Source organism: Demequina subtropica, from assembly GCF_000971235.1.
In the GTDB taxonomy this organism is placed as follows: Bacteria; Actinomycetota; Actinomycetes; order Actinomycetales; family Demequinaceae; genus Demequina; species Demequina subtropica.
This window is the reverse complement of record NZ_BBMB01000012.1, coordinates 169,716-195,923: the sequence shown is the minus strand read 5'-3', so window position 1 is coordinate 195,923 and position 26,208 is coordinate 169,716. Positions and strand designations below refer to the sequence as shown.

The 26,208-nt window shown below is 70.6% G+C and carries 14 protein-coding genes; 7 read left to right on the top strand and 7 right to left on the bottom strand.

Features of this window, described 5'->3' with window-relative positions; genetic code table 11:
• Positions 1-82: 82 nt before the first annotated feature.
• Positions 83-1,273 (top strand): hypothetical protein, encoded by a 1,191-nt coding sequence (locus AOM06_RS12175; RefSeq protein ID WP_062306598.1) that lies wholly within the window; start codon positions 83-85, stop codon positions 1,271-1,273.
• A gap of 20 nt (positions 1,274-1,293) precedes the next feature.
• Here the strand turns inward: AOM06_RS12175 and AOM06_RS12170 are convergent, their stop codons facing one another.
• Positions 1,294-2,817, bottom strand: a complete 1,524-nt coding sequence (locus AOM06_RS12170; protein WP_062306591.1) for an SDR family NAD(P)-dependent oxidoreductase — start codon at positions 2,815-2,817, stop codon at positions 1,294-1,296.
• A gap of 135 nt (positions 2,818-2,952) precedes the next feature.
• Between AOM06_RS12170 and AOM06_RS12165 the strand changes: the two genes are divergently transcribed.
• The gene (locus AOM06_RS12165) at positions 2,953-4,608 is read left to right on the top strand and encodes an alpha/beta-hydrolase family protein (protein WP_062306585.1); all 1,656 of its coding nucleotides are present in this window, start codon (positions 2,953-2,955) and stop codon (positions 4,606-4,608) included.
• Positions 4,609-4,654: 46 nt separating this feature from the next.
• On the opposite strand, the gene AOM06_RS12160 is transcribed toward AOM06_RS12165, so the two are convergent.
• The 4 genes from AOM06_RS12160 to AOM06_RS12145 all read right to left on the bottom strand — a co-directional run bounded on the left by AOM06_RS12160 (position 4,655) and on the right by AOM06_RS12145 (position 9,310).
• Entirely contained in the window at positions 4,655-6,520 is a 1,866-nt protein-coding gene (locus tag AOM06_RS12160) for a DEAD/DEAH box helicase (protein ID WP_062306580.1), read from the bottom strand.
• A gap of 54 nt (positions 6,521-6,574) precedes the next feature.
• Complete coding sequence (locus AOM06_RS12155) at positions 6,575-8,146, bottom strand: SDR family oxidoreductase (RefSeq protein WP_062306574.1); 1,572 nt, start codon at positions 8,144-8,146, stop codon at positions 6,575-6,577.
• 82 nt (positions 8,147-8,228) lie between these two features.
• A complete protein-coding gene (locus AOM06_RS12150; protein WP_062306568.1) occupies positions 8,229-8,870 on the bottom strand; it encodes a winged helix-turn-helix transcriptional regulator in 642 nt (213 codons plus the stop codon).
• 5 nt (positions 8,871-8,875) lie between these two features.
• Entirely contained in the window at positions 8,876-9,310 is a 435-nt protein-coding gene (locus AOM06_RS12145) for a VOC family protein (protein ID WP_062306563.1), read from the bottom strand.
• Positions 9,311-9,537: 227 nt separating this feature from the next.
• On the opposite strand from AOM06_RS12145, the gene AOM06_RS12140 reads away from it, so the two are divergent.
• Positions 9,538-10,038, top strand: coding sequence for a hypothetical protein (locus AOM06_RS12140; RefSeq protein WP_062306557.1), 501 nt, complete (start codon positions 9,538-9,540; stop codon positions 10,036-10,038).
• Positions 10,039-10,042: 4 nt separating this feature from the next.
• Here AOM06_RS12140 and AOM06_RS12135 read toward each other — a convergent pair whose 3' ends face one another.
• A complete protein-coding gene (locus tag AOM06_RS12135) occupies positions 10,043-11,365 on the bottom strand; it encodes a flavin monoamine oxidase family protein (RefSeq protein ID WP_062306553.1) in 1,323 nt (440 codons plus the stop codon).
• Between the two features lie 144 nt (positions 11,366-11,509).
• Here AOM06_RS12135 and AOM06_RS14970 point away from each other — a divergent pair, with 144 nt between their 5' ends.
• The 3 genes from AOM06_RS14970 to AOM06_RS12120 all read left to right on the top strand — a co-directional run bounded on the left by AOM06_RS14970 (position 11,510) and on the right by AOM06_RS12120 (position 12,901).
• The gene (locus tag AOM06_RS14970; RefSeq protein ID WP_062306546.1) at positions 11,510-11,791 is read left to right on the top strand and encodes an antibiotic biosynthesis monooxygenase family protein; all 282 of its coding nucleotides are present in this window, start codon (positions 11,510-11,512) and stop codon (positions 11,789-11,791) included.
• Between the two features lie 32 nt (positions 11,792-11,823).
• Positions 11,824-12,312, top strand: a complete 489-nt coding sequence (locus tag AOM06_RS14965; protein ID WP_062306541.1) for an SRPBCC family protein — start codon at positions 11,824-11,826, stop codon at positions 12,310-12,312.
• Positions 12,313-12,388: 76 nt separating this feature from the next.
• Positions 12,389-12,901 carry an LURP-one-related/scramblase family protein gene (locus AOM06_RS12120; RefSeq protein WP_062306535.1) on the top strand — a complete coding sequence of 171 codons (513 nt, stop codon included), beginning with the start codon at positions 12,389-12,391 and terminating at the stop codon, positions 12,899-12,901.
• Positions 12,902-12,918: 17 nt separating this feature from the next.
• Here the strand turns inward: AOM06_RS12120 and AOM06_RS14825 are convergent, their stop codons facing one another.
• Positions 12,919-13,521: a hypothetical protein gene (locus AOM06_RS14825; protein WP_156163695.1), complete on the bottom strand. Its 603-nt coding sequence runs from the start codon at positions 13,519-13,521 to the stop codon at positions 12,919-12,921.
• Between the two features lie 104 nt (positions 13,522-13,625).
• Between AOM06_RS14825 and AOM06_RS14820 the strand changes: the two genes are divergently transcribed.
• A complete protein-coding gene (locus tag AOM06_RS14820; RefSeq protein WP_062306527.1) occupies positions 13,626-26,132 on the top strand; it encodes a CshA/CshB family fibrillar adhesin-related protein in 12,507 nt (4,168 codons plus the stop codon).
• The last annotated feature ends 76 nt before the right edge of the window (positions 26,133-26,208 follow it).

Here is a 26,208-nt window from a genome sequence, read left to right as displayed (position 1 = left end):
GACCTGCGGTCGGGGTCGCGGCGCGCGCGGTCTCCACCCCACCTGCGTGCTGGCAGATCGACGGACTCGGGGAGCGTGGATCGTGAGCGGCGGCGCACGTCGAGCCACGCTCGTCGAGAAGCTGATGAACTGGATCGAGGCGCCTCATGACGGTGGCCCGGCGGGGCGATTCTTCGGTGCGAGCGCACGGGTCGAGCGGTGGATCGGTGCGCACCCGTGGGCGATGCTCGGCGCAGGGATCGTCGCGGTCGCGCTGACCGAGGCGACCACCCGCGGGCTTCCCGGGTCCTGGGACTGGGTCTGGGTCAGCGGGACGCTTGCCGTCTGCCTGGGGCTCCCGTGGGCGTACAGGCTCGTCGGTGCCGCCGAGCGCTGCGTCGAGAGGCTGGTGGTCAGAGGCGTGCTCGAGGGGCCGGCCGACGAGCTCGGCAAGAGGACGGCGCGGGCTGGGGACATGATCGGCAGGCTGCTGGGGCCCCTCGTGGCGGGAGCGATCGGCGGGGGATTCCTGACCCGCGCGGTGGTGGCGACTGAAGCGGAAGCGACAGTGGTCGCGGACAAGGCGAACAACCTGGCCGAGATCCTGCTTGCGTGCCTCGCCGGCTACCTGGTCGGCCGTGCGACCGGGGTGGTCCTCGGGATCGCGATGCTGGGTGGGCGCATCCAACGAGGGGCGCAATGGACGCTCACGGTGCAGCCAGGCCACGGTGACGGCGCGGCAGGGATGAGGCCCGTCGGCGACCTCTTCCTCAAGCAGGCGGCGGTCGTCGCCGTCCCGGCCGTGTGGCTGGTCCTGGTCCTGTGGGGCAAGTCCCTGGCGGCCGTCGGCAAGTCGGGATGGGCGGCGATGGCCGGGTTCGCACACCTCGGGACCGGCTGGGGCGACTGGTACTTCGCCCTGCTTCCGGTGGCGATCGCGTTGGAGATCGCGGCGTTCATCCTTCCAATGGTCGCGTTCCACCGGTCGATGACGGCCCAGAAGCGCGTCCTCGAGAGCAAAGCGGATCGCGAGAGCAAGGAGCTGGTCGAGCTCGAGGACGAGCTCCGGGGCGCCTATGACGATGCGACGCGTGCGACGTTGAGGTCGCAGATCTCGGCGATCCGCGCCCGCGGCGCTCAGATCGCCGAGATGCCGACGTGGCCCGTGGACACCACGGTCAGGCGGCGGTTCACGGTCCGGAACGCGATCCTGCTGTTCCCGATCGTCCTCAACGCGCTCGGCAAGGCGGTCGATGCCGAGACGTGGAAGACCGTGGGCGACGTCTTCGGCTGAACACGAGCGGTCCGTCCGCCTCACCACTTGGACGGCGCGTAGTCCTTGAGGAACACCCCGAACAGATCCTCGCCCGCCTCGCCGCGCACCACCGGGTCGTAGACGCGCGCGGCCCCGTCCACCAGGTCGAGCGGCGCGTGGAAGCCTTCCTCCGCGAGCCGCACCTTGGTCGGGTGCGGGCGCTCGTCGGTGATCCAGCCGGTGTCCACGCTGGTCATGAGGATCTGGTCGGACTCGAACATCTCCCGCGCGCTGGTGCGCGTCAGCATGTTGAGCGCCGCCTTCGCCATGTTGGTGTGCGGGTGCCCCGGTCCCTTGTAGCCGCGCTCGAACACGCCCTCCATCGCGGACACGTTCACCACGTAGGCGCGCCCGGAGGACGATGCGGCGGCCGCCTCCGCGAGGCGGGGCCGCAGGCGGTTGATGAGGATGAACGGCGCGGTCGAGTTGCACAGCTGCACCTCGAGGAGCTCCATCGGGGTGACCTCGCCGACGGCCTGGATCCACGAGTTGGTGTCGTGCAGGTCGGGCACCAGCCCGCCCGCATCGATGGCGGTGCCATCCGCGAGCTTCTCGAGCGACGAGGACCCCGGCGCGAGCGCCAGGGCCGTGAGCCGCTGGGCCTCCTGCTGCGCGCCCGTCTCGGCCAGGTGAGCCGAAGCGAGAAGCGGGTGCGTGGCGACCGAGGACTCGATGCTGAGCGGATGCGCGTCGTGGGTGCGCCCCAGCGTCAGCAGACGCGGCCCCGCACCCTCGGGCCACAGTCCCGGCGCGAGCGGCACCTCCTCGGCATCGGCGAGCGGCGCGTAGGCGCCGGGGGAGCGCCGCACGGTCTGCGCGGCGTTGTTGATGAGGATGTCGAGCGGTCCTCCGGCAGCGACCGAGTCGGCGAGCGCGACCACCTGGGCGGGGTCGCGCAGGTCGAGCCCCACCACCGTGAGGCGGTGCAGCCACTCGGCGGCGTCCGGCATGGTGGCGAAGCGGCGCACGGCGTCGCGCGGGAAGCGCGTGGTCACGGTGAGGTCGGCGCCGTCACGCAGGAGTCGCAACGCGATGTGCATGCCGATCTTCGCGCGTCCGCCGGTGAGCAGCGCGCGACGGCCGCGCAGGTCCGTGCTCGCGTGGCGCTTGAGGTGGCCCGTCTCCGCGCAGGCCGGGCACAGCTGGTGATAGAACGCGTCGACCTGCGTGTACTTCTGCTTGCAGATGTAGCAGGGACGCGCCTTCGTGTATGTGCCGACGGTCGGCGTCGCCGCGCGAGCCTCGAGCGTGAGCCCTCGCGTCTCATCGTCAATGCGGTCGGAGGCGCCGGTCGCGGTCGCCGCCACGATGGCGGAGTCGGCCACGTTGATCGCGTTGCGCCGTTCGCGCCGGCGGCTCGCCTTGACGGCCTTGATCATCGCCGCTGTGGCGTTGCGGACCGTGACGAAGTCGGGGTCCGACTCGTCGACGTCGCTCAGCGAGGCCAGGACGCGCAGCGTGGTCGCGAGCTCATCGGGGTCGATCTGGTGCCGTCCGGCGGGGGACGAGGCGGGTGTGGACACCCGCTCAATCCTACCGAAGGTTGGGGGCGGTCCGCCGGTGCCGGAAGGACCGCATCGTCACGTGCGACATACCGGGCATCACGCCCGCTAGTGTGGCGTCAACGAGGGAGGACGCCTGTGATCGGGATGTCACGCATGAAGGCCCGGCTCGACATCGCCGGGGCTACGGTCGGCCTGATCGCGGTGGCCCTGTCGCTCACGCCGTCGCTGCTGCCGCGCCCGGCTTGGGGCCAGGGCTTCGTGTCCGGCCTCGCGTTCGCGGTCGGCTACGGCATCGGCGTGGTCGCATGGCGGGGGATCGCGCGGCTGTCGCGCGGCCGGCTCCCCGCCGCCGCGGAGGCGCAGGTCTGGATCGTCGCGCTCATCGGCCTGGTGGGCGCTGCGGTGATCATGCCGTTCGCGATCGGCTGGCAGAACTCGGTGCGCGAGGCGGTCGGCATGCCCGACACGAGCGGCTTCGACTGGCTGGTCGCGGGCATCGGATACCTGCTCGGCGCGTGGCTCGCCTTCGCGATCGGCAACGGCGTCGCGCGCGGGTACCGCCGCCTTCACGCGCTCGTGGAGCCGCGCATGCCGTGGCGAGAGACGCGCCCCCGCGCGCACACGACCATGACTGGCGCAGGCACGGTGGTGGCGATGCTCGCCGTGTTCTCGATCGGGCTGTCCCTCCTGTCCTTCCTGCTCACCGTCGCGTCCGAGAGCAAGAACCGCCAGTACGACCCCGAGTATCCCCAGCCCACGAGCGCGCTGCGCTCGGGCAGCGAGGAGAGCCTCATCGCGTGGGATCAGGTGGGTCAGGCCGGCGCGAAGATCGTGGGTGGCGGCCCCACGCGCGACGAGATCGCGGCGGTCACGGGGCTGGACGCCATGGACCCGATCCGCGTCTACGTGGGCGTCGACGTCCCCGGCTCGTTCGAGGAGCGCGCCGCTCTCGCCGTCGAGGAGCTCGAGCGCACCGGCGCGGCGGACCGCTCCGTGCTGATGATCGCGGGCACCACGGGTTCCGGATGGCTCGATCCGGCCGCGATCGACGGCTTCGAGTACCTGCACGCGGGGGACACCGCGCTGGTCGCGATGCAGTACGGCGCGACGGGCAGCCCGATCTCGGCGATCCTCACGCCCGACCTGTCGCAGGACGGCACCACCGCGCTTGTCGAGGCGGTGACCGCCTGGTGGGAGGGGCTTCCCGAAGGCGACCGTCCGCAGCTGGTGGTCTACGGGCTGAGCCTGGGCAGCTTCGGCATCCAGTCGGCGTACAGCGACGTCAACGACCTGCTCGCCTCCACCGAGGGCGCGGTGCTCGCCGGCACGCCCTCGTTCACCCCGGTCTGGAGCGCGGCGCAGGATGCGCGGGATGCGGGCAGCCCCTACTCCCTCCCGGTCCTCGAGGAGGGCCTCCATGTGCGATGGGCCGATGCGTGGGGCGGCTTGGAGACCCTTGACGGACCCTGGGAGGAGACGCGCATCGCGTACCTCCAGCACGGCACGGACCCGATCGTGTGGATCGGGCCCAGCGTCATCTGGTCGGAGCCCGCGTGGCTCCAGGAGGGCCAGCGGTCCGCGTCCGTGTCCAACGACATGGTGTGGATCCCCGTGGTCACCGCGTTCCAGGGCATGATCGACCTCATCCTGTCCACCGCGGTTCCGGAGGACGCCGGCCACAAGTACGGCAACGTCGCCGTCGATGCGCTGCACCAGGTCACCGGGGACGCGGGGCTGAGCGATGAGGCCATGGCACGGGTGCGCACCGTCATCGAGGCCTACGACACGTTCTCGCCCGTCGCGAACTGAGCGGTGCGGGCGCCCGGATCCCGGGCGCCCGCACCGCGCCCAGTCCTCAGTCCCAGCGCGGCTTGCGGGGGCCGCGATCGCCGCGGCCGCCTCGGTCGTCGCGCGAGCCACGGTCGTTGCCGTAGCGCCCACCGCGCTCGCCGCCGTACCGGCCGCCGCGGTCCCCGCCGGAGCGGCCGCCGCGCGGGCCGCCGCGCGAGGGGCCACCGGCGTCCTCACGGATGTCGATGAGGCGCCCGGAGATGCGCGTCCCGCCGAGCCGCTGAAGCGCCGAGGGCGGGAGCGTCGAGGGCAGCTCCACCAGGGAGAACTCGGGCAGGATCGTGATCTTGCCGAAGTCGCCGCGGGCCAGGCCGCCCTCGTTCGCGAGCGCGCCGACGATCTGCCGGGGCTCGACCTTGTGACGCTTGCCCACCTCGATGCGGTACGTGGTGAAGCCCTCGCTCGGGCCGCGCCCCGCGCGCCCGCCGCGCTCGTCGCGACCGGCGCCCCGCGCATCGTCCCTCCCGCGATCGCGGGAGCCGCGGTCGGGGGCGAACGATGCACGCTTGGGCTCGTCGGCCGGGTCGAGCAGCAGGGGCGTCTCGCCCTGGGCGACCACCGCGAGCGCCGCGGCGACGTCGGCCTCCGGGACGTCGTGGTGCTCGACGTAGTGGGCAATGATGTCGCGGAACCGGCTGATGCGGTCGCTCTGCTCGAGCGCCGCGGTGATGGAGTCGTCGAAGCGCGCGAGGCGCGTCGCGTTGACCTCGTCCGCCGAGGGCCAGTGCATCTCGGTGAGCGGCTGGCGCGTCGCCTTCTCGATCGCCGTGAGCATCCGGCGCTCGCGCGGCGTGATGAAGCTGATCGCGTCGCCGGTGCGGCCCGCACGGCCGGTGCGGCCCACGCGGTGGACGTAGGACTCGGTGTCGATCGGGATGTCGAAGTTCACCACGTGGGTGATGCGCTCCACGTCGAGGCCTCGCGCCGCGACGTCGGTCGCGACCAGGATGTCGAGCTTGCCGTCCTTGAGCTGCTTGATGGTGCGCTCGCGCTGGGCCTGGGCGACGTCGCCGCTGATCGCAGCGGCCGCGAGACCTCGCGCACGGAGGCGCTCCGCGACGGTCTCGGTGTCGTTCTTGGTGCGCGTGAAGACGATCATCGCCTCGAAGTTCTCGACCTCGAGCAGGCGTGTGAGGGCGTCCATCTTCTGCTGATACGCCACCACCAGGTAGCGCTGCGTGATGTTCGCGGACGTGGTGGTCTTGCGCTTGACCGTGACCTCCGCAGGCTCGTGTAGGTAGCGCTGCGACAGCCGGCGGATCTGGGTGGGCATCGTCGCGGAGAACAGCGCCACCTGCTTGTCGTCCGGCGTCGACGCGAGGATGGTCTCGACGTCCTCGGCGAAGCCCATCTTCAGCATCTCGTCGGCCTCGTCGAGCACCAGGTACTTCAGCTCGGACAGGTCGAGCGTGCCCTTGTCAAGGTGGTCCATGATGCGGCCGGGGGTGCCGACCACCACGTGGACGCCGCGGCGCAGCGCCGACAGCTGCACGCCGTAGCCCTGGCCGCCGTAGACCGGGAGCACGTGGACGCCCTTGAGGTCCGCCGCATAACGCTCGAAGGCCTCGCAGACCTGCAGCGCGAGCTCGCGGGTCGGGGCGAGCACGAGCGCCTGGGGCGCCTTCTGGGACTTGTCGAGTCGCGCGAGGATCGGCAGGGCGAACGCGGCCGTCTTGCCGGTGCCGGTCTGCGCGAGGCCGACCACGTCGCGGCCGGACAGCAGCAGCGGGATGGTCTCCGCCTGGATGGCGGACGGGGTCTCGTACCCGACGGACTTGAGCGACTTGAGGATCGGTCCGTCGAGGCCGAGGTCGGCGAAGGTCTGGGTGGGCGCGTCGGCGGCGTCGTTCTCGACGTTCTCGGAGGTCATGTGACCACCGTAGGCGTCCTGGGTCCCGCGGGGGGACCGAGCAAGGACGATGCGTCAGGAACCGGGGTGAGTTTCGGCGCCTTGGGTGCGCTCCGCCTCCGCGACGATGCGGTTCACCATGCCACTGAACACGAGGCCGTGGAAGGGCAGCACCGACAGCCAGTACAGGCGCCCCGTGAGGCCGCGGGGGAAGAAGACGGCCCGCTGACGATAGACCGCCCCCTCGGCTGCCGGCTCGACGCCCAGCTCGAGCCACGCGCGGCCGGGCACGCGCATCTCGGCGCGCAACCGCAGCAGGCGCCCGGGCTCGATGTGCTCGACGCGCCACACGTCGATCGCGTCGCCGACGCGCGGCTCCGCGAGGGTGCGCCTCCCGCGGCGCTGGCCCACCCCGCCGACCACCCTGTCCATGAGCCCGCGCACCGCCCACAGCACGGAGGCCGAGTACCAGCCGGTCGCGCCCCCGATCTCCGTGATGACCCTCCAGACCTCGGCCGGGTCCGCCGTGGTCGGCTTGCTGCGCGCGTCCTTAAACACGGTCCGTCCCGCCCAGTCCGGGTCGCTGGGCATGGGATCGCTCGGCGCACCCAGCACGCGTCCGTCCACCCAACTGGTCTCGACATCGTCGATCTCGATGCGGCCCAGCGCGAGGCGCACCGCGTCGCGGTACCCGGTCGGGCCGCCCGGCGGCGGCGGGATGACGGCGTCCACCGCATCGTCCTTCACCACGCACGAGTGCAGCACCGACTCCACCAAGGGCCGCGCGATCCGGCTGGGGACGGGGGTGACCAGCCCGACCCAGTGCGAGGCCAGCCCGGGCGTGAGCACCGGCAGCGCGGTGATGCCCCGGCGGGGCAGCCCGGCCACGGCGGCGTACCCGTTCATCATCTCCGAGTACCGCATGACGTCCGGGCCGCCGATGTCGTACGTGCCGTGCGCCTGGGGCTCCGCTCTCGCAGCGGCAAGCAGGTAGTAGAGGACGTCGCGGACCGCGATGGGCTGGATGAGGTTGCGGACCCAACGCGGCGCCGGCATGTAGGGCAGCACCTCCGTGAGGTGGCGGATCATCTCGAACGAGGCCGAGCCCGAGCCGATCACCACGCCCGCCTGGAGCACCAGCGTCGGCGTGCCCGAACGGAGCAGGATCTCGCCGACCTCCTGGCGTGAGGCCAGGTGCGCCGACAGCTCGACGCCGTCGGGGTGGAGCCCGGAAAGGTAGACGAGGCGCCCCACGTGGTGCGCCGTCGCCGCGCGGGCGACGTTGTGGGCGATCGCCCGGTCGAGCCGTGCGTAGTCGCGGCCGCTGTGCATCGAGTGCACCAGGTGGTAGACGAGGTCGACGTCGTCCGTGGCGCGATCCATCGCGTCGGGGTCAGCGGCGTCGCCCTCGACCGTCTCGACGTCGGCGGACCACGGCAGCGCCTGGACCCGGCGTGCGGACCGCGTGAGCACGCGGACGCGGTAGCCGCCCGCGAGCAGCCGCGGCACCAGGCGTCCACCGATGTACCCGGTCGCGCCGAGCACGAGCACCAGGGGAGCGGTACCGTCCGGCCGGGGCACGGCGCGCAGCGCGTCCTCCGAGCCGAAGGGGCTGTTGGGGGGTGCGGTGTCGGCGCTCTCGCTCACGTCCCTCTCCCTCCCTCGGCGTCGCCTCGGTGCGCGCCTCAGAGGGAACGGTCGGGCATCCGCACGCCATTCCCGCGTGCCGTCACGCCGCGAGGCGGAAGGTCTCGGCGAAGCGCGCGAGAAGGGCATCGGGGCCGGCGAGGATGCCGACGGCCCCCGACGCGAGCGCCGCCGCGGGGGCCAGATCGCCCGCGACGAGTCGGTGGATGCCGGGGCTGGCCTCGAGCAGGAGGTCCACGGGGCCGTCCTTCCGGGAGAGGTCGAGCCCTGAGGCGTCGACGCGGACCCGGAGCGGCGCATCGTCGAAGCGGGCGCCGTACGTGGTCGCCGGCAGGCCCGCCGCGACGAGCGGCCGGAAGGCCGTCCGCAACGTTATCGCCATCGACGCGGGGGTGACGATCTGCTCCGGGCGGGGCTCGTCGAGATGCTGGAGCCCCCAGGCGCCGAGCGCCAGCACCACCGGTTCGAGCTCGCGCCCGTACGGCGTGAGCTCGTAGACCACGACCCGCAGGCGCGGGATGCGGCGGATCACACCTGCGGCCTGCAGCTCCTTGAGCCGCGCCGCCAGGATGTTGCTCGGGATGCGGGGGAGTCCCGCGGCGAGCTCTCCGTAGCGGCGCGGCCCGACCAGGAGGTCGCGCACGATGAGCAGGGCCCAGCGCTCGCCCACGAGCTCGACGGCTCGTGTGACGCCGCAGTACTGGCCGTACTCCCGTGCCGCCATGGGCCTCAGGCCTGCTGGTTCATGTACGCCTCGGGCCCCTGCGCCGCGGCGACGGGGTCCATGTAGCCGAACTCGATGATGTTGCCGTCGGGATCGGTGATCTGGCGCTGGTACATGAAGCCGTAGTCGGTGGCGGGCTTCTCCTCGGTGCCGCCTGCGGCGAGTCCGCTGGTGAGCGTCGCATCGACGGCCTCGCGGGACTCGAGGAACAGCGACGTCGACGCGGACGGGTTCACCGCGGGGTCCCCGAGGGGCTTGTCGGTGAACGTCTGGAAGTGGTCGCGCGTGACGATCATGAAGTACGCATGGTCGTCCTCGACCACGACGCACGCGGCGTTGTGGTCGCTGAAGAGCGGGTTGATGGTGAAGCCGACGGCCGTGTAGAACGCCTTCGCGCGCTCGAGATCGGTCACCGGGACGTTCACGAACATCGCGGTCATGGTGGTCCCTCCCCAGGGTCCGGCAATATGGACGAAAGCCATACTTGCAAAAAGCAAGTGGCGGGTCAAGTGGGTCGGCCCCGTTCGTGCATCTGCGGGGGACGATGCACGTCGTACTGCGTCCGTGGCAGCGACGGGTCACTGCGTCTGGACGATGCGCGCGAGGCCGTCGCGCGGAAGGCTCGGTGATGCGGTCGCGTGGATCGCACCGACCCGAGAGGACCGCCATGACCACCATGCGCCCCCAGGCCGACGAGGCATCGTCCCCGGAGCTGTGGGCGGGATCGGGGATCGCCCTCGTGATCGCGCTCACCGTGATCGTGGGCGCATACGCGATTCACGGGCCGGGGGAGGCGTCGGCGGCCGCGGGTTCCGGCGTCGGCGCCGGCCCCGTCCAGACGCTCGACGCGGCGCTCGACGCCAATGTCGCGGAGCTCGAGTACTTCATGGAGCTCGGCGGCTCGCTGGACGACCGGACGGCAGGGTTGATGGTGCTCGACGCGGTCGGCGACGCGGCCGTCGGCGAGCTCGAGGACCTCGCTCGTGGCATCGTCCGCTCGCTCGGGGCCGATCCGGCAGTCGTGTCGGAGGCGATCGCAGAGGCGGAGTCCGAAGGTGTCTCCGCCGACGGTGTCACGACGGGCGTGGCGCGCGACGGCGAGCTGCTGGTCATCTGCAGCGAGGCACACGGAGGGATGTCGATCGGCCTCGAGGCACGCGCCGCGTGACGTCCTAGCGCCAGAGCCTGTCGATCCCGAGGTCGCGCCCCACGATGCGTGACGCGGCCCGGTGCCCGGAGAGCATCGCCGCCGGCACCGTCGCCGGGTCGTCGGTCCATGTGGCCTCCCCGGCGAGGTGGAGCACGCCGCCGACCGGGGTGGCGAGCGCATCGTGGTCCGAGGTGGCCGAACCGACGGTCATGTACGCATAGGAGCCCCGCGCGTAGGGGTCCGCGTGCCACGCGGTGACGCGGACGTCGACGGGGTCGACCGCGCGGTCCCCGTACAGCCTGCGGAGCTGGACCATGACGGACTCCGCAACGCGCGCATCGTCCCACCCGGCGATCTCGCGCGCCGGGGGACCTGCCGCGAACGTGAGCAGGGTCGGCTCCCCGTGCAGCGCGGTGAGGTCGTACCAGGAGTGCCACGCGCGCCCTTCGGGGCCGAGCTGCCGGATCGCGTAGACGTCCTCGTCCCAGAAGCGCGTGGGGAAGCGCAGGAACAACTTCTCGAAGCGGTTCATCCCGAGCCGCGACAGCGCCCCCGAGACGGGCTCAGGCAGCGGGGGCACGATGGCGAGGTCGCCCGACTTGAGGACGCCCACGGGCACCGTGAGCACCGCGGTGGCGCCCATGAGCTCGCCCTGGTCGGAGCGGACGCGGACGCCCGCGCCGGACCACGCGATCCGCGACACCACATGCCCGAGCCGGACGTCGAGGCCCTCGGCCAGTCTGCGCGGCAGGGCGTCGTATCCCTCCGGGAAGACCACCTCGTCGCCCTCGATCGAGTCGTCGTCGAGGCCGTGCGCGGCGAGCTCCGTGATCCACGCGCCGTACTGCTCCTCGGAGCGGTGCTCGAGATGCTCCCGCACGCGCTGCGCCCGTGCCTTGCCCCAACCCTGGGCGGCGATGGCCGCCTCCGTGACGTCGCGGTACGAGTCCGCGGTCCCGGAGCGGGCGATGACTGCCTCCAGGGACGCATCGACCGCGTGCACATCGGCCGCGAACCGTGCCGCCTCGTCGTCGCCGAGCCGCATGCCTGCCGGCGAGTAGTAGGCGATGGGGCGGCTGTCGACCTGGTACCCGCCCACCGTGAACTCGACCGTCGGCATGCCGAAAGCGGTGGCCGCCGCCGCGACGGGGCTGCCGTCGACACCGTGGATCCAGGACGCGCCCAGGTCCGTGATGCGGCCGTCGCCGCGCTCGGTCCAGACCCTGCCGCCCACGCGGGCGCGGGCCTCGAGGACCACCACGGTGCGCCCGGAAGCGGCGAGCAGCCTTGCCGCGCTGAGGCCCGCGACGCCGGCGCCGATCACGATCGTGTCGAAATGCTCCATCGGCGGTCCGGCTCCTGTGGTCTGGGGTGTGCCAGCGACCCTAGTGGAAGGCTCTCGCACGGCGGGGGAGGGTTTCGATGCCGCGCCGACGTCGGCCCGTGCCTCCCCCGCGCACGGGTGCAAGGGCCCCCGTAACGTGGACGCATGTACATCCTCATGTCGGTGCACCATCCCCACCCGGAGCACCGCGACGCGCTCATCGAGTCGATGCATCGCTACGGGGACGCGATCCGCGGGATGCCGGGGCTCAGGGAGATCCACACGCTCGCCGACCAGGATTCGCAGCGCCTCGTGGGGCTCGCGATCTTCGATTCCCGGGAGGACTTCGAGCGTCTGGCGCCGATCGCTCGGACCGCCGTCGCCGAGGACCCGTTCGCGGTCTGGGAAGAGCGGCCCATCGACGGGCTGAGGCTCCTCGAGATCTAGAGTGCCGCGCGACGTACGCTGGAGAGCGGGAGATGAGCATGATGTCAGCCTCGCGGCCCTGGGTCGATCTCGATGTCCACGTCGACGCACCGGTGCACGCCGTGTTCGAGTACTGCCGTGACCCCCGGAACATCCACGACGGCGACCCCGTCGAGGTGGTGGACGTCGAGCTGACCGACGACGGCGTCGGGACCACCGCCCACCTCGACTACCCCGCGCCCTTCCCGCTGGAGGAGGACGTCGACTACACGGTGACCGAGTCCCTCGCCGATCAGCGGCTGGTCTACGAGGCGCGCTCGAGCATCTGGCTGCGTGGCCACCACCGTCCTCACCACGACCTCCCGCTGGACGTCTTCGTCTGGACGTTCGCGCCGGAGGACGATGGGACTCGCCTCCGCGTCGAGGTGCATGTCGAGGACCCGACGCTCGGATCCCGCCTCGCGCACGCGTCCTTCCGTGACGTCGTGGCGGCGCGGCTCGACCGGATCGCGGAGCACTTCGGAGGCGCCGCATCGTCCTAGCGGGCCGATCCGCGCACGTCCTTCGACATTCCTGACGGCGCGGCTAGGGTGAGGGCACCGCACTCGAGGAGGAAGCATGTCCGAAGCCGTCGCACCGGAGGGTTTCACCCGGTTCCTGATGAAGAGCAAGTTCGGGGCAGGGCGCGACTTCCGCATCCTCGAGCCGGCGACGGAGGCGGACCTGTTCCTCGTGGACGGGAAGATGGGACCGCGACCGCGCGCGGACGTGCTTGACGCCGCGGGGACCAAGCTGTTCGACGTCACGGGCCGGATGATGGGCATCCCGAAGCGCATGGATGTCACGGACGCCGCCGGCGCGCAGGTCGCGCACCTGCACGCGCAGCCTTTCAAGTTCATCAAGGACAAGATCGACGTCACGCTCGCCTCGGGCGAGCAGTGGCTGCTCGAGGGCAACGTCATCGAGAAGGACTACACGCTGCGCGACGGGCAGGGCCAGGTGATGGTGCAGATCACCCAGAAGTGGCTGACCGTGCGCGACAAGTACACGATCGACGTGCGCGATGGTGTCGAGCCCGGGCTCGCGTTCGCGATCGTGTGGGCGATCGACAGGTGGGTTGAGCGCGACTGACGCCCGTCGACGCCGGGTCAGGCCGCGAGCCGCGTCAGCACGCCGATCGCCTCCGAGGCGTGCCGCGTGCAGATCATCGGGGCGTAGACGCGCGCCGCGAGACGTGTGTCGTCGAAGGCGAGCAGGTCCAGCGTCGAGCCCCCGTCGCCGAACGCGACCGTGAAGTAGTCCTCGCCCGCGTCGAGCGCGGCGCATGCCTCCGCCGCAGCGTCGAGGGCGAGCGCCGCATCGTCCTCCGTCGGTCCGGTGACGCGCGAGCTCACCGCGGTGAGGAACATGATCTCTAGCACAGGCCGCGGCACGTCCTCGGCGACCGCGTCCGCCTTGCGCAGCGCGCGGATGGCGCCCGCGAGGCCCGCCGGCTGCCCCTCGAGGCCCGCATCGGCGAGCGCCGTCTGAACGGCGCCACGGTAGGCGTCGACGAACGCCGCGCGCTCGGCAGGCGTCCACTCGAGGATGGGGGATTCCGCGCCTGTCCAGTCCTCATCCGGGTCGAAGCTGGCGACGCCGGGAGGGAGGGGCTCGGGCGCGATCCCGGGGTCGCCGCATGCTGCGGTCACCGCCACGAGCGTCGCCGCAACCGCCGCCATCAGGCGCGCGCGAGCATGCGAATTCCCCATTCGGCGACAATATCCGGCATTTATCGCACTATTTCCTAAAACTCGCAGTTGCCCGAACCCCGACTTACCGTGGATGCATTCCGCCGAACTGCAGGGGGCTCAGCGTGAAGAGCAACAACTCGAGGGTGCGTGCGCTGCGGACACCGCAGCGCATGCTCGCCTCGCTGGGCGTTCTGCTCGTGCTTGCGGTGACCACCCTGGTCACCGTGGGCGCTCCGGCGGAGGCCCGCTACGCCGAGAGCGGCGACGGGCTGTACCCCGGCTACATCGACTGGTTCGAGTGGGGCGCGGACGGCGAGTCGATCCCGTCAGGGACCACGCGGAGCAACACCAGGACGGTGGGCCTGCAGACCCTCACCACCACCTGCACCATCACCAACGTCGTCGGTCCCATTCGCGCGTACCGCCCCGGCGACTATCGCGGAGACGCGCTCGACAACCTCTACAACATCGGCGGCATCGACGGCGCGAACCAGCTGGTCTCGGGCATCGCCAACGTCGACAACGCCGGCACGGTCGACTTCGACTTCGACTGCTCCGTCTTCTTGGGCGACGAGGAGGTCGAGGTCCGCGGCCTCGTGGTCGCCGACGCCGAGAGCAACAACTTCCGTCAGGGCGAGTATGTCGAGGCGACCCCGAACCAGAACGCCACGTGGCGCGTGATCGACCGCACGCGCGCGTGCGACACCTCGACGCTCGCGACCTTGACGGGCAACACCCTCCGCCTGGCGTCGGACAACACCCAGTGCTCCGAGGTCAACAACACCTACGGACCCATCGCGGTGGGCTTCATGGAAGGCGCGACGGGCGCGCACGTCCAGATGCACGGCGGCGGCTACAGCGCCGTCGCGCTCGGCGTGGTCTTCGAGGCGGACTTCGGTGACGCACCGCTCAGCTACGGGTCGGCGGGATCGCTCCTCCAGTCCACCTGGAGCGGTGGCACCGTGAACGCAGGCATCACGAACGTCTCCGACGAGTCGTTCACGCCCGGCACCCCGGGCGGCTACGTCCCGATCCTCGGATCGACCGTCGACTCGGACGCGATCTACATCGGCAGCGCCGGTGCCGACTACGACGACAACACCGGCAATCCCGCGACCGATGAGGACGGCATCTCGCCGCCCGGCGTCCTGGATACCGACTATGGCGAGCCGTACGACCTGGACGTCGCGTGCGTCGGCCCGGGATACGTCTCCGGATGGGTCGACTGGAACTTCAACGGCACCTTCGAGGGCTCCGAACGTGCCGGCGCCGTCGAGTGCGTGGACGGCAATGCGCATCTGTCCTGGATCGTGCCGGACGATGCGGTGCAGACCGTGGACGAACCGACCTACCTGCGGCTGCGCACCACACCGGGTGCCAACCTCTCCGAGAACCCCGAGGGCATCACCGGGCGCGGCGAGGTCGAGGACTACACGATCTACGTCGACCTGCCGGACCCGGGCCTCACCATCACCAAGTCCTCCGATCCCTCGGACTCGGCGCTGCCGGGCGACACGGTCGAGTACACCATCACCGTGACCAACACGGGCGAGGTCGACTACAACGATGAGAACGGCCTGGCCTCGATCACCGACGACCTCAGCGACGTGCTCGACGACGCCGTCTACAACAACGACGAGGCCGCGTCCTCGGGCACGCCGAGCTACGCGGACCCGGTCCTCAGCTGGACCGGCGCCCTGGCGATCGGCGAGTCCGCGGACATCACATACTCCGTGACCGTGAACGACCCGGTCTCGGGCGACGGGCTCCTGAGCAACACGGTGGTCGGCCCGGAGGAGTCCAACTGCGCCGACGGCTCCGGCGACCCCGACTGCAACGTCGAGCTGCCCATCCGCGCGCTCGAGATCCTCAAGACCGTCTCGCCGGACGCGGAGGCCGCTCCCGGGGACACGGTCACGTACACCGTGACGGTCACCAACCCGGGCCCGGCGGACTACACGGCCGATGCGCCGGCTTCCTTCGACGACGACCTCTCAGGCGTGCTCGACGACGCCTCCTACAACGGCGACGCGACGGCCTCCTCGGGCACCGCGTCGTTCACCGATCCGACCCTTCATTGGGAGGGTGCGCTTGCCGCGGGCGAGTCCGTCACGGTGACGTACTCCGTCACGGTGAACTCCCCGCCGTCCGGCGACGGGCTGCTCGACAACGCGGTCGTGGGCCCGCCTGAGTCCAACTGCGACACGGGAACCGAGGAAGGCTGCACCACCGAGGTGCCGATCCGCGCCCTCGACATCGTCAAGACCTCGGACGGCGCCGATGGTGTGGTGCCCGGCGACACGATCACGTACGAGGTCACCGTCACCAACAACGGCGAGGTGGCCTACACCGTCGACGACCCAGCGGCTATCGACGACGACCTCAGCGACGTGCTCGACGACGCGACGTACAACGGTGACGCCTCCGCCACCGGTGGCACGGTGAGCGTCGACGGCACCACCCTGCACTGGGAGGGTGCGCTCGAGCCGGGCGAGTCGGTGACCATCACCTACTCGGTGACGGTGAACGAGCCGGTGAGCGGGGACGGCAACCTCTACAACGTGGTGGTGGGCCCGCCGGAGTCCAACTGCACCGACCCTGCGGAGACGCAGGACGCGGACTGCATCGAGCCCGACCCGATCCGGGCGCTCGAGATCACCAAGGTGGCCGACCCCGTCGACGAGGTGCTGCCGGGCGACACGGTGACGTACACCGTCACCGTCGAGAACACGGGGACGTTCAACTACACGGACGCCGACCCGGCGACCTTCGACGACGACCTCAGCGACGTGCTCGACGACGCGACGTACAACGGCGACGGCGCGGCTGGCGCCGGGTCCGTGACCTTCGCCGACCCTGTGCTGTCCTGGGAGGGACCGCTCGCCGCGGGAGAGAGCGTCATCATCACCTACTCGGTGACGGTCGACGATCCACCGACGGGTGACGGCGTGCTGGACAACGCCGTCGTCGGACCCGAGGAGTCGAACTGCGACGACGGCACCGAGGAGGGCTGCACCACCGAGGTGCCCGTCAAGGCGCTCGAGATCACCAAGGTGAGCGACCCGGCGGGAGCGGTGCGCCCGGGCGACATCGTGACGTACACGGTCACCGTGGAGAACATCGGCCAGGTCGACTACACGGACGATGCGCTGGCGAGCTTCGAGGACGACCTCACGGCGGTGCTCGACGACGCCACCTACAACGGCGACGGCGCGGCGCCGTCGGGGACGGTGGACTTCACCGACCCGATCCTTGCGTGGGAGGGTGCGCTCGCGGCGGGCGACAGCATCGAGATCACGTACTCGGTGACGGTCAACGACCCGATCTCGGGCGACGGGCTGCTCGACAACGCGGTGGTCGGACCCGAGGAGTCGAACTGCGACGACGGCACCGAGGAGGGCTGCACCACCGAGGTGCCCATCCGTCAGCTCGAGATCGTCAAGACCGCGTCGCCCTCCGACGGGGTGGTTCCCGGCGACACTGTCGCCTACACGGTCACGCTGACGAACACGGGCCAGGCGGACTACCTGCTCGCCTACTTCGAGGACGATCTCAGCGACGTCCTCGACGACGCTACCTACAACGGCGACCTCGCGGCGACGAGCGGCGTCCCGAACTACGCCGCGCCGGAGGTGCGGTGGTACGGCCCCCTCGCCGTGGGCGCGAGCGTGACGATCACCTACTCGGTGACGGTCGACGATCCGCCCACCGGGGACGGGCTGCTCACGAACGGCGTGGTCGGGCCGTCCGAGTCGAACTGCGAGGTCGGGTCGACGGACCCGGACTGCACCACGACGGTGCCGGTCGGTTCGCTCGAGATCGTCAAGACCGCCTCGCCCTCCGACGCGGTGGCGCCCGGTGACACGGTGACCTACACGGTGACCGTCACCAACTCCGGTCAGATCGACTACACGGCCGAGGACCCGGCGAGCTTCGAGGACGACCTCACGGCGGTGCTCGACGACGCGACGTACAACAACGACGAGGCCGCCGACTCCGGGACCCCGTCCTACGCCGAGCCGATCCTCAGCTGGGAGGGCGCCCTGGCCGCGGGCGAGAGCGCCACCGTCACGTACTCGGTGACCGTGAACGATCCGCTCTCGGGTGACGGCCTGCTCGACAACGCAGTCGTGGGTCCGCCGGAGTCGAACTGCGATGACGGCACGGAAGAGGGCTGCACCACCGAGGTCCCGGTGCGCTCGCTCGAGATCCTCAAGACCGCCGATCCTGCGGATCAGGCGCTGCCGGGCGACGTGGTCACGTACACGGTGACCGTCACCAACACGGGGCAGACGGACTACACGGCGGAGGACCCGGCGAGCTTCGAGGACGATCTCGCGGCGGTCCTGGACGACGCGACGTACAACAACGACGAGGCCGCGGACTCCGGAACGCCGTCCTACGCCGAGCCGATCCTGAGCTGGGAGGGCGCGCTCGCGGCGGGCGAGACCGTCACCATCACCTACTCGGTCACCGTGAACGATCCGCCGACGGGCGACGGATTGCTGGACAACGCCGTGGTGGGCCCGCCCGAGTCGAACTGCGACGACGGCACAGAGGAAGGCTGCACCACCGAGGTGCCTGTCAGGGCGCTCGACATCGTGAAGTCCTCGGACGGCGACGGCAGCTCCCTTCCGGGCGACGTCGTGACCTACAGCATCACCGTGACCAACTCCGGGCAGACCGACTACACGGCGGAGGACCCGGCGTCGATCACCGATGACCTCTCCGACGTGCTCGACGACGCGACGTACAACGGCGATGCCGCGGCGGGCTCCGGGACGGTCGACTTCGCCGATCCGATCCTCAGTTGGGAGGGTGCGCTCGCGGCCGGCGAGACCGTCACCATCACGTACTCGGTCACGGTGAACGACCCTCCGAGCGGCGACGGCATCCTCGCCAACGTGGTCGTCGGCCCGCCCGAGTCGAACTGCGACTCCGCCGACACCACGGATCCCGACTGCGTCGAGCCCAACCCCGTGCAGGCGCTCGAGATCACCAAGACGGCGGACCCCGACGACGAGGTGCTGCCCGGCGACGTGGTCACGTACACCGTGACCGTGACCAACACGGGGCAGGTCGACTACACGGCGGAGGACCCGGCGAGCTTCGAGGACGACCTCACGGCGGTGCTGGACGACGCGACGTACAACAACGACGAGGCCGCCGACTCCGGCGCGCCGTCCTATGCCGAGCCGATCCTGTCCTGGGAGGGCGCGCTGGGGGTCGGCGAGACCGTCACCGTGACGTACTCGGTCACGGTGAACGACCCGATCTCCGGCGACGGGCTGCTCGACAACGCCGTGGTGGGCCCGCCCGAGTCGAACTGCGACGACGGCACGGAAATCCCGTGCACCACCGAGGTGCCCGTCAAGGCGCTCGAGATCACCAAGGTCGCCGACCCGGCCGATGAGGTACCCGCGGGCGGGACGGTGACCTACACGGTGACGGTCGAGAACATCGGCCAGGTCGACTACACGGCCGAGGACCCGGCGAGCTTCGAGGACGACCTCACGGCGGTGCTCGACGACGCGACGTACAACAACGACGAAGCAGCATCGTCCGGGACGCCGTCCTACGCCGAGCCGATCCTCGGCTGGGAGGGCGCACTCGCGGCGGGAGAGAGCGTCACCATCACCTACTCGGTGACGGTCGACGATCCGCCCACGGGCGACGGCCTGCTCGACAACGCGGTCGTGGGTCCGCCGGAGTCGAACTGCGACGACGGGACCGAGGAAGGCTGCACCACGGAGGTGCCGGTCAAGGCGGTCGCGATCGTCAAGTACTCCGACGCCGTCGGAAGCGCGCAGCCGGGCGATGAGATCACCTACACGATCACCGTGACCAACACGGGCCAGGCGCCGTACACGGCCGAGGACCCCGCCTCGATCACCGATGACCTCTCCGACGTCCTCGACGACGCCGTCTACAACGACGACGCCTCTGCGACGGGTGGGACCACCGGCTACGCGGAGCCCGTGCTGTCCTGGTCGGGGCCGCTCGATGTGGGCGAGACCGTGGTCATCACGTACACGGTGACCGTCAACGACCCACCGAGCGGCGACGGCCTCATCACCAACGCCGTGGTGGGCCCGCCGGAGTCCAACTGCGATGCGGAGGACGCCGGGCCGGAGTGCGAGGTCACGGTGCCTCTCGCGTCGCTCGAGATCGAGAAGACCGCCGAGCCGGCGGGCGAGGTGCTGCCCGGAGGGACGGTGACGTACACGATCACCGTGACCAACACGGGGCAGGTGGACTACTTCGACGCCACGTTCACGGACGACCTCACCGAGGTGCTCGACGACGCGACGTACAACAACGACGAGGCGGCCGATGCGGGGACGCCCACCTACGCTGCGCCGACGCTGAGCTGGACGGGGCCCGTCGCGGCAGGCGAGTCGGTGACCATCACCTACTCGGTGACGGTGAACGATCCGCTGACCGGGGATGGGCTGCTGGACAACGCGGTGGTGGGCCCACCGGAGTCCAACTGCGACGACGGGATCGAGGAGGGCTGCACCACCGAGGTGCCCGTGAAGGCGCTCGAGATCACCAAGGTCGTAGACCCGGCCGATGAGGTGCTGCCCGGGGACACGGTGACGTACACGGTGACGGTGGAGAACATCGGCCAGGCGGACTACACGGTCGAGGACCCGGCATCGTTCGATGACGATCTCACGGCGGTGCTGGATGACGCGACGTACAACAACGACGAGGCCGCCGACTCGGGGACGCCGACGTATGCGGCGCCGATCCTGTCGTGGGAGGGCGCGCTGGCCGCGGGCGAGACCGTGACGATCACGTACTCGGTGACGGTGAACGATCCGCTCACCGGGGACGGGTTGCTGGACAACGCGGTGGTGGGCCCGCCGGAGTCCAACTGCGACGACGGGACCGAGGAGGGGTGCACCACCGAGGTGCCCGTGAAGGCGCTCGAGATCACCAAGGTGGCGGACCCGGCCGGTGAGGTGCTGCCCGGCGGCACGGTGACGTACACGGTGACGGTGGAGAACATCGGGCAGGCGGACTACACGGCCGATGCGCCCGCATCGTTCGACGACGACCTCAGCGCGGTGCTGGACGACGCGACGTACAACAACGACGAGGCGGCCGACTCGGGGACGCCGTCCTACGCCGAGCCGATCCTCAGCTGGGAGGGCGCGCTCGCGGCCGGCGAGACCGTGACGATCACGTACTCGGTGACGGTGAACGATCCGCCCACGGGCGACGGCCTGCTGGACAACGCGGTGGTCGGACCTCCGGAGTCCAACTGCGACGAGGGCACGGAGGAGGGCTGCACCACCGAGGTGCCCGTGCGCGAGCTCGAGCTGGTGAAGTCCTCCGACAGCGACGGACAGGTGCTGCCGGGTGAGGTGGTGACCTACACGATCACCGTGACCAATACCGGGCAGGTGGACTACACGGCGGACGAGCCCGCGAGCCTCGAGGACGACCTCTCCGACCTGCTGGACGACGCCACCTACAACAACGACGAGGCCGCGACGGGCGGGACGCCGTCGTATGCCGAGCCTGTGCTGTCCTGGGAGGGCCCGCTGGCCGTGGGCGAGAGCGTCACGATCACCTACTCGGTGACCATCAACGAGCCCCTGAGCGGCGACGGCACGCTCGACAACGTGGTGGTGGGACCGCCGGAATCGAATTGCGACAGCGTGGACACCACGGACCCGGACTGCGTCGAGCCCAACCCGATCCGCGCCCTCGAGATCACCAAGCAGGCGGCGCCGACGGCTGAGGTGCTCCCGGGCAACGTGGTCACCTACACCGTGACCGTGACCAACACGGGGCAGACCGACTACACGGTCGAAGACCCGGCATCGTTCGATGACGATCTCACGGCGGTGCTGGACGACGCGACGTACAACAACGACGAGGCGGCCGACTTCGGCACGCCGTCCTACGCGGAGCCGGTCCTCAGCTGGGAGGGCGCGCTGGCCGCGGGCGAGAGCGTGACCGTCACGTACTCGGTGACGGTGAACGATCCGCTGACCGGGGATGGGCTGCTGGACAACGCGGTGGTGGGCCCACCGGAGTCCAACTGCGACGACGGGATCGAGGAGGGCTGCACCACCGAGGTGCCGGTGAAGGCGCTCGAGATCTCCAAGGTCGCCGATCCGGCGGATGAGGTGCTGCCCGGCGGCACGGTGACGTACACGGTGACGGTGGAGAACATCGGCCAGGCGGACTACACGGACGATGCGCCCGCATCGTTCGACGACGACCTCAGCGCGGTGCTGGACGACGCGACGTACAACAACGACGAGGCCGCCGACTCGGGGACGCCCACCTATGCTGCGCCGATCCTGTCGTGGGAGGGCGCGCTGGCCGCGGGCGAGACCGTGACCGTCACCTATTCGGTGACGGTGAACGATCCGCTCACCGGGGACGGGCTGCTCGACAACGCGGTGGTCGGACCTCCGGAGTCCAACTGCGACGACGGGACCGAGGAGGGGTGCACCACCGAGGTGCCCGTGCGCGAGCTCTCGATCGTGAAGTACTCCGACGCCGCGGGCAGCGCCCAGCGAGGCGACGTGGTCACTTACACCATCACCGTGACCAACACCGGGCAGGTGGACTACACCGCCGAGGAGCCCGCGAGCGTCACCGACGACCTCACCGACGTCCTCGACGACGCGACCTACAACGACGACGAGGCCGCCTCCGCGGGCACGGCGTCCTTTGCCGAGCCGACTCTGAGCTGGGAGGGCCCGCTCGCCGTGGGCGAGAGCGTCACGATCACCTACTCGGTGACCGTCAACGACCCGCTCAGCGGCGACGGGGTGATGGACAACGCGGTGCTCGGCCCGCCGGAGTCGAACTGCGACACCGAGGACGCGGGACCCGAGTGCGAGGTGGTGCTGCCGATCACCGCGCTCGACATCCTCAAGACCGTCGCGCCGGCGGACGAGGTGATCCCCGGCGACACCGTCACCTACACGGTCACCCTGACGAACTCCGGTCAGGTCGCCATCCTCGGCGCCACCGTCACCGACGACCTCACGGACGTCCTCGACGACGCGACGTACAACAACGACGAGGCCGCCGATTCCGGCGCGGTCGACTACGACGAACCGGTGGTCACGTGGACCGGCGGCGTCGACGTGGGGGAGACGGTGACCATCACGTACTCCGTGACCGTCAACGATCCGATGAGCGGCGACGGGCTGCTGGACAACGCGGTCGTCGGTCCTCCGGGCTCCACGTGCGAGGAGGGGACCGAGGAGGGCTGCACCACCGAGGTGCCGGTCAAGGCCCTCGAGATCACCAAGACCGCCGACCCGGCGGACGAGGTGGTCGCGGGGCAGACCCTCACCTACACCGTCACGGTGGAGAACATCGGCCAGGCCGACTACACGGACGATGCGCCCGCATCGTTCGAGGACGACCTCACGGCGGTCCTCGACGACGCGACGTACAACAACGACGAGGCCGCGAGCGCGGGCACGCCGACCTACGCCGAGCCGACGCTCAGCTGGGAGGGACCGCTCGCGGCGGGCGAGACCGTGACGATCACCTACTCGGTCACCGTGAATAACCCGCTGACGGGCGACGGGCTGCTGGACAACGCGGTGGTGGGCCCTCCGGAGTCGAACTGCGACGACGGCACGGAGGAAGGCTGCACCACCGAGGTGCCGGTCAAGGCGCTCGAGATCAACAAGACCGCCGACCCGGCCGGTGAGGTGCTCCCCGGCGGGACGGTGACGTACACGCTGACGGTGACCAACTCGGGCGAGTCCGACTACACGGCCGAGGCGCCGGCCTCGGTCGAGGACGATCTCACGGCGGTGCTGGACGACGCGACGTACAACAACGACGAGGCCGCCGACTCCGGCACGCCGTCCTACGCGGAGCCGGTCCTCGGCTGGGAGGGACCGCTCGCGGCGGGCGAGACCGTCACCATCACGTACTCGGTCACCGTGAACGACCCGATGAGCGGCGACGGGCTGCTCGACAACGCCGTGGTCGGCCCGCCGGGATCCAACTGCGAGGAGGACTCCACCGATCCGTCCTGCACCACCGAGGTGCCGGTGAAGGCGCTCGAGATCACCAAGGTCGCGGACCCGGCGGGTGAGGTGCTCCCCGGCGGGACGGTGACGTACACGGTGACCGTGGAGAACATCGGCCAGGCGGACTACACGGACGATGCGCCCGCATCGTTCGAGGACGACCTCACGGCGGTGCTGGACGACGCGACGTACAACGACGACGAGGCGGCCGACGCGGGGACGCCCACCTATGCTGCGCCGATCCTCAGCTGGGAGGGCGCGCTGGCCGCGGGCGAGACCGCGACCATCACCTACTCGGTCACCGTCAACGACCCGATGAGCGGCGATGGGCTCCTGGACAACGCGGTGGTGGGCCCGCCGGAATCCAACTGCGACCAAGGGACCGAGGAGGGCTGCACCACCGAGGTACCCGTGCGCGCCCTCGAGATCCTCAAGACCGCCGACCCCGACGACGAGGTGCTGCCCGGCGAGACCATCACGTACACGATCACGCTGACCAACATCGGCCAGGTCGACTACACCCAGGCGACGTTCACCGACGACATGAGCGACATGCTCGACGACGCGACGCTCAACAGCGACTTCGCGGCCTCGGCAGGCGGGTTCACGTACGCGGCGCCGGTCCTGAGCTGGTTCGGCCCGATCCCGGTCGGGGAGACGGTGACCATCACCTACTCGGCCACGGTGAACGATCCCCTCACCGGGGACGGCGTGCTGGGCAACGCGGTGGTAGGCCCGCCGGAGTCGAACTGCGACACGGGGACCGAGGAGGGCTGCACCGTCGAGGTGCCGGTCCGGGCGCTCGCGCTCGAGAAGACCTCCGACCGCGGCGTCCGGGTGCAGCCGAGCGACCCGGTCACCTACACGATCACCGTGACGAACATCGGACAGGTGCCCTACACCGAGGACGATCCGGCCACCTTCACCGACGACCTCACGGAGGTGCTCGACGACGCCACGCTCACCGAGGGCCCGACCGCGGATGTCGGGGACGCCTCCGTGGCGGGGTCCGAGCTGTCCTGGTCCGGGGCGCTCGAGCCGGGCGAGACCGCGACGATCACCTACACCGTCACGGTCAACGAGCCGGTGACCGGCGACGGCGAGATCGACAACGTGGTCATCGGCCCCGAGGAGTCGAACTGCACCGATCCCGAGTCGAACGATGCCGACTGCATCGAGCACCACACGCTGCGCGCGATGGAGATCGTCAAGACCGCGGATCCCGAGGGCGCGGTCACGGTCGGCGACACGGTGACCTACACGATCGAGGTCACCAACTCCGGCTCGGTGCCGTACACGTTCCTGTTCCCGGCACGGATCGACGACGACCTCAGCGAGATCCTCGACGACGCGACCTACAACGAGGACGCGGCGGCGGACACCGGCACGGTGTCCTACGCGGAGCCGACCCTCACGTGGACGGGGTCGCTCGGGGTGGGGGAGACCGCGACCATCACTTACTCGGTGACGGTCGACGATCCGCCCGCAGGTGACGCCTCGCTCGACAACGCGGTGCTGGGCCCGCCGGAGTCGAACTGCTTCGCGGTGGAGCCGCGCGATCCCGAGCCGCCGGTGGAGCTCCCCGACGAGTGCCATGTGGTGACGCCCATCCGCCTCCTGCAGATCGAGAAGGTCGCGGACGTCGACGCGGCCGAGCCTGGTGACGTGGTGACGTACAGCATCACCGTGACGTCGACCGGCACGGGCGACTACACCGAGGAGGACCCGGCATCCTTCACCGACGACCTCACGGGTGTGCTGGACGATGCGACCTACAACGGCGACGCGGCCGCGGACAGCGGCACGGTGTCCTACGCGGAGCCCGTGGTGTCGTGGTCGGGCCCGCTCGCGGCCGGCGAGTCCGCGACCATCACCTACTCGGTGACCGTCGACGATCCGCCGAACGGTGACATCACGCTCGCCAACGCCGTCCTCGGGCCGCCGGAGTCGAACTGCCCGGTGGTGATGCCGCTCGGCTTCCTGCGCCAGTCCGCACCGCTCGCGACGGCGATCCCGGACATGCCCGAGGGATGCCAGGTGATCACCCCGATCCGCCTCTTCGAGGTCGAGAAGATCGTCGACACGACGGTCGCGTACCCGGGCGACGAGGTGCACTACCTCGTGACGGTGACCTCGACCGGCACGGCGCCGTACACGGACGACGACCCCGCATCGTTCACCGACGATCTCAGCGAGGTCCTCGACGACGCGACCTACAACGGCGACGGCGCGGCATCGGCCGGCACCGTCACGGTGTCCGGGGCCACCCTCACGTGGACGGGTCCGCTCGAGGTCGGCGGCACGGTCTCGGTGCTGTACTCCGTCACGATCGACGACCCGGTCGCGGGTGACGGCACGCTGCTCAACGTGGTGACGCCCGACGGCGAGGTGGGCGGCTCGTGCGTGAGCGAGGACGCCTGCTCGACGGAGACGACCGTGGACACCAGCGGGGTCGGGGGCGTCGGCGGTGGCGGGGGCGTGCTCGGCAGCACGGGACCCGAGCGCGCGGGCCTGTGGTCGGCGCTCGCGGTGGTGCTCCTCGGGGCGGGCGCCGCAGTGTACGGCGCGGGAGCGTGGCAGCGCCGCCGGCTCGGGGCGCGGTGAGGCGACGGTACCGGGCCTTTCGCACCAGGAAGGTCCCGGGTCCGCGCCGCTAGAGTGCGAGGCGGGTGAACACGAT